Raw genomic sequence first — 14,461 nt, forward strand, 5'->3', positions numbered from 1 at the left:
CACAATGGAGTGTTTCCAATGAAGATAACCGCTGCCGGGCTGTTTCTGGTGACCTCTGTTATTTTGGGCGGCGGAGCTTTGATTGTTAGCCACCAAGGCACCGATGACACATCTGTTTTCAACACCGAAGCGAAAGCGGCAAAGTCCTCGCCTGATCTCGCCAACCCAAAAGTTCTGGGCTGGTCAGATTTGCTGCCTGATGGGGAAAGCGATTTTGCGCCACCACAAGTGGATCTGGATTTTCTACACATGCAGTCCTCGCCGTTTCCGTCTTCCGAAACCGGTAGAATGAGCGGACCGATGGCAATGATGATGATGCCGGCACCTGCAGCCTCTGGCAGACAAGATCTTGCAGATACGGCTGTGAAGCTTGCAGGCTACATGACACCATTGAATGTCGAGCAGGGTAAAACGAGCACATTCCTGCTCGTTCCTTACGTTGGTGCATGCATCCACGTTCCAGCCCCACCGGCAAACCAGATCGTGCTTGTTGAAACGAAAGAACCTGTCGAAGTTCGCGAAATGTGGGAGCCCTTCGAAGCAATAGGCACCCTGCGCGTTGAAAGCATGAGCACCGGACTTGCAGAAGTAAGTTACACAATGGATCTCGACCGCATCGAAGCTTACGCCGATGAGCAAAATTTGGTCAGATAAAACGCTATGCGCCAATGACCATAACACGGGCGTTTATAAGCTGCTTATGAGAAGAGAATGCCGCCGTTGATGTCGAGGCAGGTGCCGGTCATGAAGGACGATTCGTCTGAGGCTAGGAACGCTACCAGATTGGCAACTTCATCTGACGTACCTTCACGTTTGACCAGAGCGGCTTTTGATACGTTGGCCCGAACCTCGTCTTTCGTGAAGACGTTGTGGAAGTCGGTATCGATCATACCTGGGCAAAGCGAATTGACGCGAATGTTTGGCCCAAATTCTTTCGCCATACCGCGCGTCATTGTCATGACTGCGCCTTTGGAGGCTGCATAGGCAATTGCGCCCGGTCCGCCGCCATCGCGTCCAGCCTGCGATGCGAAAGTTACGATGCTGCTGCCAGTGGGCATGTGAGGCACTGCAGCTTTTGCAAGCAGGTAGAGTGATGTGACATTAAGATCCATCACTGCATTCCAGTGGTCGATTTCCATATCAGCGATGGTCTTGCGCGCCACGAGGCCACCCGTGACGTGGACGAGAATGCCAATATCGTCACCAAATTGGGAGCGAGTTTCAGCGACCAGCTTGGCCACATCGTCAGCCTTGGTCATGTCGCCTTGCAGCGCGAACGCTTTGCCACCTGCTTTGGTGATTTCCGCTACCGCAGAATCTGCGCCTTCACTACTGGAGTGATAATTGATGGCAACGCTTGCGCCTTCTTTGGCCAATCGCATGGCACAGGCGCGGCCAATATCACGCCCGCCACCGGTGATGATCGCTGTTTTTCCGTTCATGTTCATGTGTTCTATCATCCCGATGAGGGCCAAATTTGCTCGGCGCTAACTCAAACTGGTATGGTAGATATAGGGGTGTGTCAATCGCGGCTAACGTCCGTTACCGCGTTTCAAACTAGTCTTCGAAGAAGTGCGGATAGGCTTCCTGCACATGTTCGATAGTGCTGTCGAGATGACGCAGATGAACTCGTGTGGCGGTCACTGCAGCTTCTATATCGCCACGTGAAATAGCTTCAAACATATCCGTATGGCCTGCCAGAACCTCAGCCATGCTGTCTGCGTCTTGCAATTCCAGCGTGCAAACTCTGTTCGTATGCGCCTTGTTTTCAGAGATTGTCTGGAAAGCTGTAGGTCGCCCGGCAGCGGTACAGATGAGGCTGTGGAATTGGTAATCTAAACCGTGCAGCAGGGCGGGGTCACACTCTTCAACCGCAGCAGCTTGAAGCTTCAGATTGCTCGCGATGTTTCCAAGGTCAGTGTCGTTGGCGCTTACGCAAGCCTGACGTACCACCTCAATTTCAACTGCGGCCCGAATAAAACGTGAATTTTCAAGCTCTGTTAGTGATATCCGTCGCACACGCGTCGCTTTTTGTGGAACGATTTGAAGAAGCTTCAGGTTGCCCAGCCGCATAAAAGCTTCCCGGACAGGTTGCCGTGAAACATTGCACCTTTTTGCGATCTCAACCTCGGACAACTTGGTGTCTGGTGTAAGGCGCATAGAAATGATGTCGGACTTCAGTTTACGAAAAACTTCGTCCGCGCTGGTGCGCCGCTTTGTTTCGCCATCAATCAATTGGACGTTCATTGGGCTTTCCATTTCGTATTCGTACATGGCAACGGCGAAAGTTCCGCCCTTCTCTACACCGCAAGCGGAGGGAATTGAACTGTGAGCAGCTCGGGCTAGGTGCCCTCTTTCGCCGTACTGTGACGAAACTTCGGTCCGCTAGATAAAATATGCTTACCATAACTAGCATACTAGTCTGCATTTTGATTGACGTCACGCCTTTTCTCTCGCTACGATCACCGCAGTCTGGAAAATCGGACACGTCGCTACCGCTTTCGTTGGCGACTTATTATTTTGGGAGGAAATAGACATGCTCAATTTCGATGGAATGAAACGCAAGACGCTCGGCTTGGCTTTGGGCCTCGCACTTGCAGCCGGTACCGGCGCAGCTTTCGCACCTACCGCTCACGCGCAAGAAGTTACATTGCGTGGCGCAAGCATGTTCGATGAAAACCACGCATTTACCAAGACGATGGTGAAATTCGCTGAACTCGTTGATCAATATTACGACGGTGAGACCAAGTTCGACCTTCGCCTTAACGGCGAGCTGGGCGTGGAAAAAGACTACGTCAATTTCCTGCAGCAGGGTGTTGCGATCGACTACACCATCATGGCTCCGTCCAACATGGCGAAATTTGCGCCATCCATTCCACTGATGGACATGCCTTTCCTCTTCCGCGATCTTGATCACTGGAACAAAGTTCTTTCCAGCGATGCATTTGGCCCTCTTGAAGCCGAGCTTGAAAAGAACGCCGACATCATGGTCATAGGCTACACTGGCGGTGGCGTTCGCAACCTGGTGTCCAGCAAGCCTATCACCAATCTCGATGAATTGGCCGGTCACAAGATGCGGGTCATGGGCGCGCCAATTCAAGCGCAGATCTTCGCAGCGCTGACGGCAGCCCCTTCTGCTATCGCCTATAACGAGGTCTACAACGCCATCCAGTCCGGCGTGATTGCTGGTTTTGAGAACGAAGCTGCCAGCATTCAGAACCTCAAGTTCTACGAGGTTGCACCAAACGTCACGCTGACGAAGCACACGATCACAGTTCGTCCAATTGTGATGAGCGGTAAGAGCTTCCGCAAACTGCCGGAAGCGCTTCAGGCGGCAATTAAGAAAGCTGGATCGGAAGCTGGTGCATTTGGTCGGGAGCTTGAATCCCGCGAAGATGGCATCAAGCTTCAGGAAATGGTCGATGCTGGCCAGATCAAAGTGTCTGAATTCGAGGGGCGTGATAAGCTTCTGGAAATGGTGATCCCGGTTCAGGACGCTTTTGCGGCAGAGATTAACGCCAGCGATCTGTTGACCGCTGTTCGCGGCATGTAGTCCAAAATATCAAGGGCGCTCTTTCAACTAGCGCCCTTGATTTCTACCTCGGAGACCCGTTCTTCGTTATCAGGGACGGTTCTAATGTTCGGACACGCACTCGAAACACTTTGTACAGGTTTGAAGATTCTGCTCGGCTTCCTAATGGCGACACTAGCCATTCCAGTAGGCATGCAGGTCATCTCTCGTTACACGGGCATTATTCCTATCTATTTGTGGACCGAAGAACTCGCCACATTCATCTTCGTCTGGATCGTGATGATCGGGTCTATGGTCGCGGTGTGGGAGGGAACGCACTTCGATGTAGCGGTCACTCCTGATGCTAGAAGCCCTCTCGGGCGGCTGGTTCAAAAAGGTATTATTCTCGTCTTCGTCATGGTCTTTGCGGTGTTATTCGCATGGTACGGCATCGAATATGCCAAGATCGGTTCTATCCAGAGTTCGGTGATGATGCGCGCTAATCTCCTATGGATTTACGTTTCTGTGCCGCTTGCAGGTTTCGTTTGGGCGTTGTTTGCCGGATATCGGTTGAGCGAGGCCGTGGCTGAATATCGAACCGGCGCGGAGTTAATCCGATGATCGTTTCCACGGGTCTGGCATGCGCCATCCTTGTTGGTTGCTTTCTACTGCTGATCCTAATCCGCGTTCCGGTAGCATTCGCCCTTGGTATCGCGACGATACCTATCGTCATGCTGGATATACGCCTTACGCCATTCATTATTCTCGACCGGATGTTCCAGTCCTATAATTCCTTCATTCTATTGGCTGTGCCGTTCTTTCTTCTGGCCGCCAACCTGATGAACTCCGGCAAGATCACCGACAAGATGATCGCTCTTGCCCGAGTGTTGACCGGCTGGATGCCCGGCGGTTTGGGGCATGTGAATGTCGCCGTCTCAATGTTGTTTGCAGGTATATCCGGCTCATCCACTGCCGACGCTGCAGGCTGCGGTAAAATCCTGATTCCCGCTATGGTGAAAGAGGGTTACGACGTGCGTTTTGCCGTCGCACTGACGGCTTGCTCCTCAGTGATGGGCGTCATCATCCCACCCAGTATCTTGATGGTCGTCTGGGGTGGCGTGATGCAGGTGTCGGTGGGAGCTTTGTTTCTCGCCGGTGCCATACCGGGTTTTTTGATCGGCGCAGCGCTGATGGGTACAGTTTATGCTTATGCGAAAATCTACGACTATCCGATTGTGGCGCGGCCTACCTTCAACGACTTCTGGGTCGCATTCAAAGGTGCTGCCCTTGCTATCCTCACACCGGTTCTTGTGATCGGCGGTATTGTGGCCGGTCTCGTTACGCCTACAGAAAGCGCCATCATCGCGGCGGGTTACGCGCTGCTGCTAGGCGTCTTTGTCTATCGCACCGTGTCGGTTCATGATCTTGGCGGAATCTTCTATGAGACGGGTCGCTTCGCTTCCATTTCGCTTTTTGCTATCGGCACGGCATCAGCCTTCGGCTGGATGCTAGCCTTCTACAATGTGCCCCGGTTGATCGTTGATTTCATGGGAACCATGGAATTCGGGCCTGTTGCGACAGCAATTGCTATTGCTTGCCTGTTTCTGTTCTTCGGTCTGTTCATTGACGCCATTCCCGCGATCATCATTCTTGGTTCTGTGCTGCTGCCGGTCGCGACTGCAGTGGGTATTGATCCGGTCGTATTTGCCATCATCGGTATCGTGTCGCTCGCTTTCGGCCTTGTAACCCCACCTTACGGATTGTGTTTGCTTATCTCCGCAGCGATTGGGCAGGTGAATGTCGTTAAGGTGCTGCCCAACGTTCTGACCATTCTTGCCCCGATGCTTCTGATCCTGATGCTTATCATCCTGTTGCCGCAGATCGCGCTGTGGTTGCCGATGACGCTGATGCCAGACTCTTTCCGGTAGCGTGTGTGTTGGATGAAGTGTGCGGAGCATCCGCATTCAACTCACACAGCAACAATGACACCGTGAAGTTCAGCAAACCCGCATAGGCGTTCGATTTGCGGGTAACCTGGATGCGTGTTGCGACCGATAACCGATAATAATTCATGCTCGTGGTCCGGCTGCACACTTTGATCGGTTTCAAGACTCTGGACGAGTTCATGATATTTATCGGCTAACTACCTGGCTGATAGGATTGTAACGCGAGTAAGCTCGCGGCAGGCGGTTCAGCGTTCGAGGCAAACTCAGAACGCATGGCCGCGCTAATCAACTAGCCTGCAGAAACGTTAAAACACCACTTGCCAAATGCGAGCTATTCACACCCCGTCAGTTGTTCAATAATGAACTGCGGAAGCCATCACTCGACAGTTATTCAGCCTGTGAATTTTATCGCTCAAGCAACATTTATCGAGTATTGGTATCTCCCGATCCAAACCATCTGGTGAATGGGAACAAGCGGTGCGCGTAATAGACATTTGTGAAGTTTCAAAACTAATCGCATCGCCTATTCGAAATGCGTTTATCGACTTTACGAAGATGACCACCAGTCTCGTGGCGGTGGTTACGGATGTGGTTGTCGATGGGCAGCGCGTCGTCGGATATGGGTTCAACTCCAATGGTCGCTATGGGCAGGGCGGGCTTATCCGTGAACGGTTTCGGGACCGTGTGCTGGAGACCGAGCCCGATAGCTTGCTGAATGATGAGGGCAGCAATCTTGACCCACACCGGATCTGGGATGTGATGATGACCAATGAGAAGCCGGGCGGTCATGGTGAGCGTTCAGTTGCCGTCGGCACCATCGATATGGCGGTATGGGATGCCGTGGCAAAGATTGAGGGAAAGCCGTTGTTTCGCATGTTGGCGGAGCGCGAAGGGCGCGAGGCAGAGCCGCGTGTGTTCGTTTATGCGGCGGGCGGCTACTACTATCCCGGTAAGAGCAATGACGCGCTTTGCGCTGAAATGCGCAGCTATCTTAACCGTGGCTATACCGTGGTGAAGATGAAAATTGGCGGCGCGACGCTTGATGAGGACCGCGCCCGCATTGAAGCAGTGTTAGATGAAATCGGCACCGAAGCGCAGCTGGCCGTGGACGCGAATGGTCGCTTTGATCTGGAAACCGGCATCGCCTATGCCAAGATGCTGCGTGACTATCCGCTGTTCTGGTATGAGGAGATCGGCGACCCATTAGACTATGCTTTGCAGGCCGCCATGTCGGAATTCTACGATGCACCCATGGCCACCGGCGAAAACCTGTTCTCCCATCAAGATGCGCGCAATTTGCTCCGCTATGGTGGCATGAGACCTGATCGGGATTTTCTGCAATTCGACTGCGCCCTATCCTACGGGTTGGTGGAATATCTGCGCACGCTGGACATACTGCAGCAGTTCGGCTGGTCACGTAGACAATGCATTCCACATGGAGGCCATCAGATGTCGTTGAACATTGCTGCCGGTTTGGGGCTGGGTGGCAATGAAAGTTATCCGGACCTGTTCCAGCCCTATGGTGGGTTTCCCGATAGTGTGAGTGTGGAGGATGGCCACATCACCATGCCTGATCTACCGGGCATCGGTTTTGAGGGGAAGTCAGACCTGATTGCCGTGATGCGCGAGCTGGCTGTTTAGAGCGCTTGTTGAAACCGACATGCAATCGAGTGTCGCCCCGACGCTCATGCGCTACTCCCGCGTAGCGGAGCTAAGGGTAAAAGCCCAATTGTGTGAACTAAAATGAGAAAGCTTTACGGCAGCGGGACCAGCAAGACGTAGCGGAACAACGTATAGAAGGCGGTCATCACCACTAGGCCAGAGCCGCCGTAAAGCAGGGCCTTCGTTATCGTCCAGCGGTCGTGCATCGCGGCGATTAACCCGCCCGCAAAGGCAACGATCCCGGCTAGCAAAAAGCCGATATAGGGCATGAGGAAACACGCTAGCAGCAGTGAGGCGACGAGCAACACGCGCCGCCACCATATGCCTTCGCCAAAGCCTCCTTCGCTCTCACCCTTCAGCCATGACGTGAGAAGCGAGATGGTGGCGCAGATGATGAGTACGATAGCCACCGTTTGCGGGAAGACTTGGGAGTCTGAATCGCTGTAACTTTGCGTGTCCCAAAGCACGACGATGCCCGCGACCACGAAAAAAGAGGAAATGAGCAGGGAACCTGTGCGTGCGCCGCCCTGCCTTTTGTCGCCATCAAGCATTGGTCACTCCTGCTGCTTCTGTTCGTCTTTTTTCCCGCCACAATTTGAAAGCTGGATAGAACAACGACAACAGAGTGAAGGCCACGATTGCTTGTGAGATTGGCCTGCCAAAGAACATGCCGGCGAGATTGTTAGTGGCCGCGCCGATGGTCCAGCTCTGCACGAAGCCCTGTTCTGCGATTGGCCCCAGAATGAGGCCCAGCACGATGGGAGATGCGGCAAAACCGAAGCGCCCCACCACCCAGCCGAACACGCCGAGCCCCAGCATGATAACGACATCGGAGATGGAGTTGCGGATGGCATAGGTGCCGATCAACGTCATGAAGCCCACCAGCGGCACCAGTACCGCCTTGGGAATGGTAACGATGGATTTATAGGCGTAGCGGCCGATCAACAGGCCCACAGGCAACATCAAAATGGTCGCTATGATGAGGCCATAGATGAAGGTGTAGACGATGGAGCCGCCGGTTTCGAACAGGGCAGGCCCCGTACGGACGCCCTGCACCAGCAGCGCGCCGAGGATGACAGCGTCCGGCGGTGTCCCTGGAATACCCAGCACCAGCGTGGGAATAAAACCGCCGCCCACAGTGGCGTTATTGGCGGCTTCTGTCGCCATGATGCCGTCGGGTTCGCCTTCGCCAAATTTCTGGCCCGGCTTGGCGCTGCGTTTGGCTTCTGAATAGGCCACCAACCCCGCTACCGACCCACCCGCGCCGGGCAAGATGCCCACCAATGTGCCGATGATAGAAGAGCGAATGAGATTGAATTTAGAGCGCCAAGCGATACCAGCCGCCTCACCGATGCGAACGGATTTGACGTCGTTTTCCACTTTCAGATGCCGGTCCGGCGTAGCCACAAGGTCGATGAGAACGGGAATGCAGTAGAGGCCGATCAACGCGCCCACGACGCCGAAGCCGCTGATGAGCGTCTGGCTGCCGAACGTAAGGCGGATGTCGGCAGAAATTTCTGCCACGCCCACCGTCGATAGGATCATGCCGAAAGCGCCGCCTACAAGACCTTTCATCAGGTTGCCGGTGGAGAGTGAGGCGATGAGAGACAGGCCGAAAATAGACAGCCAGAAATATTCGATAGGTCCGAAGGCAAGCGCCACAGAAGATAGTGGCGGCGCGATGAACAGTAGCGCTACCGCGCCAACCATGCCCCCCACCACTGATGCGTAGCAGGCAATTGCGACAGCCAAATCACCATCGCCGCGCTTGGCCATAGGGTAGCCGTCAAAGGTGGTGGCGATGGCAGACGGCGTGCCGGGTGTGTTGAGAAGAATGGCGGCATAGGCGCCGCCATAAATCGCGCCGGTATAGATCGCCCCCAACAGGATCAACGCCGAAGCGGGGTCCATGGAGAAGGTGATCGGGACGAGGACGGCCACCGCCATGGTGGCCGTTAGCCCAGGTATGGAGCCGATGACGGTGCCCGCCACCACGCCCAACAACGCCAATAGAAAGTTGTACGGCGTGAACGCGGCGGCGATATGGCTAAGTTCCATCAGATAGGCTCCATTAGTCCGGCAGTCGAGAGTTTACTGAATGAGGCCTGCTTCGCGCGCGTCCTTCAGATATTCCTCTTTTTTGCCTGCCATGAAGTCGGCCATACCAGCAGAGTCAACATCGAGCATGGCAAAGCCACCGTCGAGCATCTTCTGGCGGAAAGCCGGATCGGCATTGATCTCGCTGACCATGTCGGACCACATTTTGGTGACTTCAGGCGTTGCCGAATTGGGCAGCGCGATACCTCGATAGGCACCCCCCACCATATCGTAGCCAAGCTCCTTGAAGGTCGGCACGTCGGGGAACAGCGGATGACGTTCTTCCATGGCAACTGCGAGCATACGCACGGCTTCACCCTGTGCAGCGCCCACGGTTGTGTATCCCCACTGCGCCTTCACCTGACCGCCAAGCAGCGCCGTGACGGACGCACCGGTGCCCTTGAACGGCACGTAGGTGGTTTTGCCGCCGGTCAGCTTATCGAACTTGATCTGGGCAAGATGGTTGGCAGATGCCTTGCCCGAACCGGACATGGTGACCTGGCCGGGATTGGCCTTCATATCGTCGACGATATCTTTCAGGGACATGTATGGACTGTCAGCCTTCACCACGATGGCGTCGGGTGTGTAATGGAACATATGGAACGTGTTCAGATCGTCTGTCTTGAAGCCCACATCCTTCTGCGCCGGTTTGATAATGATATGAGGAAGGTTCACGCCCATGATGGTCTGGCCGTCCGCGTTCAGCCCGTTGAGCGAAGCCCAACCTGCTGCGCCGCCACCACCGGGCTTGTAGGAAATGACCAGATCCTGACCGAATTTCTCCTTGAAGAAGGATTGCTGCATGCGTGCAGAAATATCGGATTCACCGCCTGGACCGAATGGAATGACGTAATCGACGGGACCGGATAATTCGGCCGCCATGGCCAGACTTGTCGAGGCTGCAAGTGCCATCGCGGCGGCGGTTTTCAACAGTGTTCTTCTCAGCATGTTTTTCTCCCTAGCTGTGTCAAAGCGACATCGTCACGAAAGAATTCGAGCCGAGGTGACGCTTTGGGAGAGACAGTGTGGGGCACGATAAAATTTTATACTAGTGCCGTTTTCTCGTGTTTGCTTAATACGAAGGCTCGCAAAGCGTTATTCGATTATGTTTCATTGAGATAGCAATCACGTACCCCGCAAAAGATTGCACATAAACGCCGCTCGATGTTCCTTTTAAGAATGTCGGTACTGGCGGAACATTCTCTGTTTAACTCCCAACCTTGGGACGAAGGAGATGTTCATGGACAAGAACCGACGCGAGATCGCGCGGAGGCGTTTTAAGACAAACTAAGTTGAGTTCGGATTAGATCTGCGTCGGGGATCTTCAAGCCGCGCTGAGCTGCTGCCATTCACCCAAGCAACATCGCGGTTTGCCTTGAAATAATAGCGACTGGTGAGATGACGTTGCTGATTGAAGTGGTTGTGGACGGAGGCGTGGATTGATGCGAATTTCTGCAGCGTTCCCGATGACTTTCATGGCCGTAGCGTAAGACCGCAGCTTGTCCGTCACGATAAAAATATGGTCGGCCGTGACACTTCGGAAGTTTCCTGAGGAATTTCAATGCCGTGCTGCGATCTCGGTGTTTGGTAACGTAGGATTCTCGAACCTAGCCTTCGTGATCTACAGCCCGCTACAAGTAGTGCCTTTCCCCGTTGATCCTTACGAAGGCTTCGTCCAGATGCCACTGCAAATGTGAATGGACACTCATCTTCTGGACGCGTCTTTTGCGGATTTCACCTGCGAACATTGGACCAAATCTGTTCCACCAGAAGCGGATGGTTTCGTGACTGATATTGATGCCGCGCTCATGTAACAGGTCCTCGGCGTTCCGCAGCGAGAGCGGGAATCGGACACACATCATCACGGCTGCCCGGATGGCCTCTGATGATATTTTGAAATAGCGAACGGGCAAGCGATTGGTCATTGCAAGACGCTAAACGGTCGACACCGATCTCGAGAACGTTCCTCTGACAACACCTGAAACCGACCTTAGCTGCCTTCGGTAGTTCATTGGTTAGTATTTGAAGGCTCTTGCCACGGTAGCGAGGGCTCTCGGTTTTGTTTGTAAGGTGCTCTACCCAGCAAACCGCTGGTCCAGTCGCCGATGACGCGGCAGACCACGTAAAATACGGGTGTGAACAGTAAGCCGAAGACAGTTACGCCGAGCATGCCGTAAAAAACGGATGTGCCAAGCGACTGGCGCATTTCTGCTCCGGGCCCTGTCGCGATCATCAACGGCACGACGCCGAGAATGAAGGCAAATGAGGTCATCACAATGGGACGTAACCGTAGGCGGGCTGCTTCACGGGCCGCTTCGCGGATCGGGCGGCCTTCGTCCTCGGCTTGCTTGGCAAATTCGACAATAAGAATTGCGTTCTTGGACGCCAATCCTACAAGAACCACCAATCCAATCTGCACCAGAATATTGACGTCTAGGCCTGTCCAGATGACGCCGACGATTGCCGATAATAGGCACATCGGCACGATCAGAACGACAGCCATTGGCAGCATCCAGCTTTCATACTGCGCGGCTAAGACAAGGAAGACAAAAACGACTGCGGCGATGAACGCGTAGATTGCGGTGTTGCCAGAGAGCTTTTCCTGCAGGGCTAATTCCGTCCATTCGTAGGAAAAGCCGAGAGGCAGATTTTCGTCCAACACTTCTTCCATTGCGGTGATGGCCTCGCCTGTCGAGAAGCCGGGCTGCGTGGCACCTTGAATCGCACCTGCTGCGAACAAGTTGTAACGCGGCACGCGATAAGCGCCGGTCTTGTCGGTGATCGTTACGATGGAACCTAACGGTACCATATTTCCTGTTTTGGAACGTGCCTTCAGCCTCATTATATCGCCGGGAGTATCACGGTAGACGCCATCCGCCTGCGCCGTGACGCGGTAGGTGCGACCAATGAAATTGAAATCATTCACGAAGGCCGAGCCGAGATAGACCTCCAACGTTTCGTAAAGATCCCGCGGCAGCACACCAATTTTCTGGGCTTTCACGCGGTCGATTTCTGCAAAGAGGGCAGGCGTCCGCGTGTCGAACTGGCTACGGACACCTGCCAGTTCCGAGCGCTGATTTGCAGCTGCAACAACTTCACCAATGGCACCTTCCAGCGCAGGCAGGCCTCGGCCACGCGCGTCCTGAACATAGAGTTTCCAGCCTCCTTGCGAGCCGATCCCGCGCACAGGCGGAGGTGCAATCACGAAAATACGCGCTTGCATGATCTGTTGTACCGCACCGAACGCGCGACCTTGAATAGCGCCAGCAGACATTTGATCGTTGCCAGCGCGCTCATCGAAGGGATCGAGCGTCAAGAAGAAGACGCCCGCATTGGAAGCCAGTGTAAAAGTGGCTCCATCGAGGCCAGAAATCGCAATCGTATTCGCAATACCGTCGACGCCCCGCAGCACCTCATCAGCTTGTCGCATGACCTCTTCCGTGCGGTCTAGCGAAGCCCCAGGCGGCAAAGCGACAGCGGCGATAAGATAGCCTTGATCTTGCGCGGGAATGAAGCCTTGCGGAGCCGCTGCAAATTGTTGGCCGGTGAGGTAGAGTAGTCCACCATAGACAGCCAGCACCACCAGCGACAAACGGATGAGCCCTCTGGTTAGCGCCGCATAACCGCCTGTGAACCGGTCAAACATCCAGTTGAACGCGTCCCCAGCCTTCCGCAGAGGCCATGTAATCGCAGCACCGGCTTTGCCTAGAGCTCCAGTTGGTCCGCGCTCCTTTTCTTCCTTCGATTGCAGGAAGAGTGAAGCCATGGCGGGTGACAGCGTAAGCGACACTATGCTGGATATGACTGTGGCAGTGGCAATCGTAACCGCGAACTGACGAAAGAACTGACCAGTAATGCCGGTGATGAATGCCGTCGGTACAAACACCGCCAAGAGCACGAAACTGGTTGCGATAAGTGCGCCGGAAACCTCTTTCATCGAGTCCTTGGCGGCCTCGTAAGGACTCATTCCTTCATTGATCTTCCGTTCGACATTTTCCACCACTACGATGGCATCGTCGACCACTATGCCCACCGCCAGCACGAGACCGAACAGGGTGAGATTGTTGATCGAGAACCCGAAGCTCGACATCACGAAGAATGTACCGATCAGCGAAATCGGGATTGCGATGATGGGAATGATCGCGGCGCGCCAAGACTGCAAAAACACGATGATCACGACTATGACCAGCAGCACTGCTTCCAGAATTGTCGTGATGACGGCGTCGACCGATTCTTCGATGAACTCGGTCGGATTGTAAACGATGCGATGCTCCAGACCGGGTGGGAAGCTGGTCGACAGCTGCTCCATCAGATCAATAACCTGCTGCGATGTTTCCAACGCATTGGAGCCGGGGCGTTGGAATATGCCGATGGGTATCGCTGTGCGGCCGTCCAGGAACCCGTTGCCGGAATAGTTTTGAGCACCAAGCTCCACCCTACCGATGTCACTGACGCGAACCTGCTCGCCATTATCGCCCGTGCGGACGATGATGTTGGCGAAATCTTCCGGTGTTGCCAGCCGTCCTTGCGTTTCGACATTTAGCCTGAAAGCTCCCACAACAGGCACTGGTGACTGGTTTATCGTACCGGCGGCAACCTGGAGGTTGTTGGCCCGCAATGCAGCCACAACCTCTCCAGCCGTAAGGTTGCGTGCAGACATGCGGTTGGGGTCCAGCCAGACCCGCATCGAGTAGGCTCGTTCACCAAAGATCGTGACCTGTCCGACGCCGCCAATGCGGGTCAGCCGGTCCGTGATCTGGGTAGAGGCATAGTTGGAAATATAGAGCCGGTCGCGGGAATCGTCCGGCGAAACCAAGTGCACCACCATCATCAGATCCGGTGAATTTTGTCGGGTGGTCACGCCCAATGCGCGCACGATTTCAGGCAGCCGAGGTTCAGCCAGCGATACCCGATTTTGAACGAGCACTTGGGCCTCGTCCAAATCTGTGCCCAGTTGAAACGTGACGGTAATTGTAACACGGCCATCACCGGTGGACTGTGACAGCATGTAGAGCATGCCCTCGACACCGTTGATCTGCTGCTCGATGGGACTGGACACGGTGTCCGCCACCACCTCTGCAGATGCGCCCGGATAGGTAGCCGTCACCGATACTGTAGGCGGGGCAATCTCTGGATATTGGGCAACCGGAAGCTGGATATAGGAAATTGCGCCGATTAACACGATGACGATGGAGAGCACCGTGGCGAAGATGGGCCGATCTATGAAGAAGCGCGACAGCATTTG

At 54.5% G+C, this 14,461-nt stretch carries 11 protein-coding genes; 5 read left to right on the forward strand and 6 right to left on the reverse strand.

Going from position 1 to position 14,461, the window contains the following annotated elements; genetic code table 11:
• The first annotated feature begins 18 nt into the window (after positions 1 to 18).
• Positions 19 to 654 carry a DUF3299 domain-containing protein gene (locus tag R2A130_RS16985; protein ID WP_009465436.1) on the forward strand — a complete coding sequence of 212 codons (636 nt, stop codon included), beginning with the start codon at positions 19 to 21 and terminating at the stop codon, positions 652 to 654.
• Positions 655 to 698: 44 nt separating this feature from the next.
• Here the strand turns inward: R2A130_RS16985 and R2A130_RS16990 are convergent, their stop codons facing one another.
• Complete coding sequence (locus R2A130_RS16990) at positions 699 to 1,448, reverse strand: SDR family NAD(P)-dependent oxidoreductase (RefSeq protein ID WP_009465437.1); 750 nt, start codon at positions 1,446 to 1,448, stop codon at positions 699 to 701.
• 109 nt (positions 1,449 to 1,557) lie between these two features.
• Positions 1,558 to 2,274: a GntR family transcriptional regulator gene (locus R2A130_RS16995; RefSeq protein WP_009465438.1), complete on the reverse strand. Its 717-nt coding sequence runs from the start codon at positions 2,272 to 2,274 to the stop codon at positions 1,558 to 1,560.
• 262 nt (positions 2,275 to 2,536) lie between these two features.
• Between R2A130_RS16995 and R2A130_RS17000 the strand changes: the two genes are divergently transcribed.
• The 4 genes from R2A130_RS17000 to R2A130_RS17015 all read left to right on the forward strand — a co-directional run bounded on the left by R2A130_RS17000 (position 2,537) and on the right by R2A130_RS17015 (position 7,098).
• The gene (locus tag R2A130_RS17000; protein WP_009465439.1) at positions 2,537 to 3,553 is read left to right on the forward strand and encodes a TRAP transporter substrate-binding protein; all 1,017 of its coding nucleotides are present in this window, start codon (positions 2,537 to 2,539) and stop codon (positions 3,551 to 3,553) included.
• An 84-nt stretch (positions 3,554 to 3,637) separates the two neighbouring features.
• Entirely contained in the window at positions 3,638 to 4,132 is a 495-nt protein-coding gene (locus R2A130_RS17005) for a TRAP transporter small permease (protein ID WP_009465440.1), read from the forward strand.
• Positions 4,129 to 5,439, forward strand: coding sequence for a TRAP transporter large permease (locus R2A130_RS17010; protein WP_009465441.1), 1,311 nt, complete (start codon positions 4,129 to 4,131; stop codon positions 5,437 to 5,439). The genes R2A130_RS17005 and R2A130_RS17010 overlap by 4 nt, the downstream gene beginning before the upstream one ends.
• Positions 5,440 to 5,934: 495 nt before the next feature.
• Positions 5,935 to 7,098 carry a mandelate racemase/muconate lactonizing enzyme family protein gene (locus R2A130_RS17015; protein WP_009465443.1) on the forward strand — a complete coding sequence of 388 codons (1,164 nt, stop codon included), beginning with the start codon at positions 5,935 to 5,937 and terminating at the stop codon, positions 7,096 to 7,098.
• 113 nt (positions 7,099 to 7,211) lie between these two features.
• On the opposite strand, the gene R2A130_RS17020 is transcribed toward R2A130_RS17015, so the two are convergent.
• The 4 genes from R2A130_RS17020 to R2A130_RS17035 all read right to left on the reverse strand — a co-directional run bounded on the left by R2A130_RS17020 (position 7,212) and on the right by R2A130_RS17035 (position 14,458).
• Positions 7,212 to 7,670: a tripartite tricarboxylate transporter TctB family protein gene (locus tag R2A130_RS17020; protein ID WP_009465444.1), complete on the reverse strand. Its 459-nt coding sequence runs from the start codon at positions 7,668 to 7,670 to the stop codon at positions 7,212 to 7,214.
• Positions 7,663 to 9,177: a tripartite tricarboxylate transporter permease gene (locus tag R2A130_RS17025; protein ID WP_009465445.1), complete on the reverse strand. Its 1,515-nt coding sequence runs from the start codon at positions 9,175 to 9,177 to the stop codon at positions 7,663 to 7,665. The genes R2A130_RS17020 and R2A130_RS17025 overlap by 8 nt, the downstream gene beginning before the upstream one ends.
• Positions 9,178 to 9,210: 33 nt before the next feature.
• Entirely contained in the window at positions 9,211 to 10,164 is a 954-nt protein-coding gene (locus tag R2A130_RS17030; protein WP_009465446.1) for a tripartite tricarboxylate transporter substrate binding protein, read from the reverse strand.
• A gap of 1,060 nt (positions 10,165 to 11,224) precedes the next feature.
• A complete protein-coding gene (locus R2A130_RS17035; RefSeq protein WP_009465449.1) occupies positions 11,225 to 14,458 on the reverse strand; it encodes an efflux RND transporter permease subunit in 3,234 nt (1,077 codons plus the stop codon).
• Between the last annotated feature and the right edge of the window lie 3 nt (positions 14,459 to 14,461).

Source organism: Ahrensia sp. R2A130 (genome assembly GCF_000179775.1).
Lineage (GTDB): Bacteria > Pseudomonadota > Alphaproteobacteria > Rhizobiales > Rhizobiaceae > Pseudahrensia.

What these genes read in the sequence shown, in the direction of transcription:
- R2A130_RS17030 (WP_009465446.1), bottom strand. Translation starts at nt 10,164, where the DNA reads ATGCTGAGAAGAACACTGTTGAAAACCGCCGCCGCGATGGCACTTGCA.
- R2A130_RS17010 (WP_009465441.1), top strand. Translation starts at nt 4,129, where the DNA reads ATGATCGTTTCCACGGGTCTGGCATGCGCCATCCTTGTTGGTTGCTTT.
- R2A130_RS17005 (WP_009465440.1), top strand. Translation starts at nt 3,638, where the DNA reads ATGTTCGGACACGCACTCGAAACACTTTGTACAGGTTTGAAGATTCTG.
- R2A130_RS17035 (WP_009465449.1), bottom strand. Translation starts at nt 14,458, where the DNA reads ATGCTGTCGCGCTTCTTCATAGATCGGCCCATCTTCGCCACGGTGCTC.
- R2A130_RS16985 (WP_009465436.1), top strand. Translation starts at nt 19, where the DNA reads ATGAAGATAACCGCTGCCGGGCTGTTTCTGGTGACCTCTGTTATTTTG.
- R2A130_RS17025 (WP_009465445.1), bottom strand. Translation starts at nt 9,177, where the DNA reads ATGGAACTTAGCCATATCGCCGCCGCGTTCACGCCGTACAACTTTCTA.
- R2A130_RS17020 (WP_009465444.1), bottom strand. Translation starts at nt 7,670, where the DNA reads ATGCTTGATGGCGACAAAAGGCAGGGCGGCGCACGCACAGGTTCCCTG.
- R2A130_RS16995 (WP_009465438.1), bottom strand. Translation starts at nt 2,274, where the DNA reads ATGTACGAATACGAAATGGAAAGCCCAATGAACGTCCAATTGATTGAT.
- R2A130_RS16990 (WP_009465437.1), bottom strand. Translation starts at nt 1,448, where the DNA reads ATGAACATGAACGGAAAAACAGCGATCATCACCGGTGGCGGGCGTGAT.
- R2A130_RS17000 (WP_009465439.1), top strand. Translation starts at nt 2,537, where the DNA reads ATGCTCAATTTCGATGGAATGAAACGCAAGACGCTCGGCTTGGCTTTG.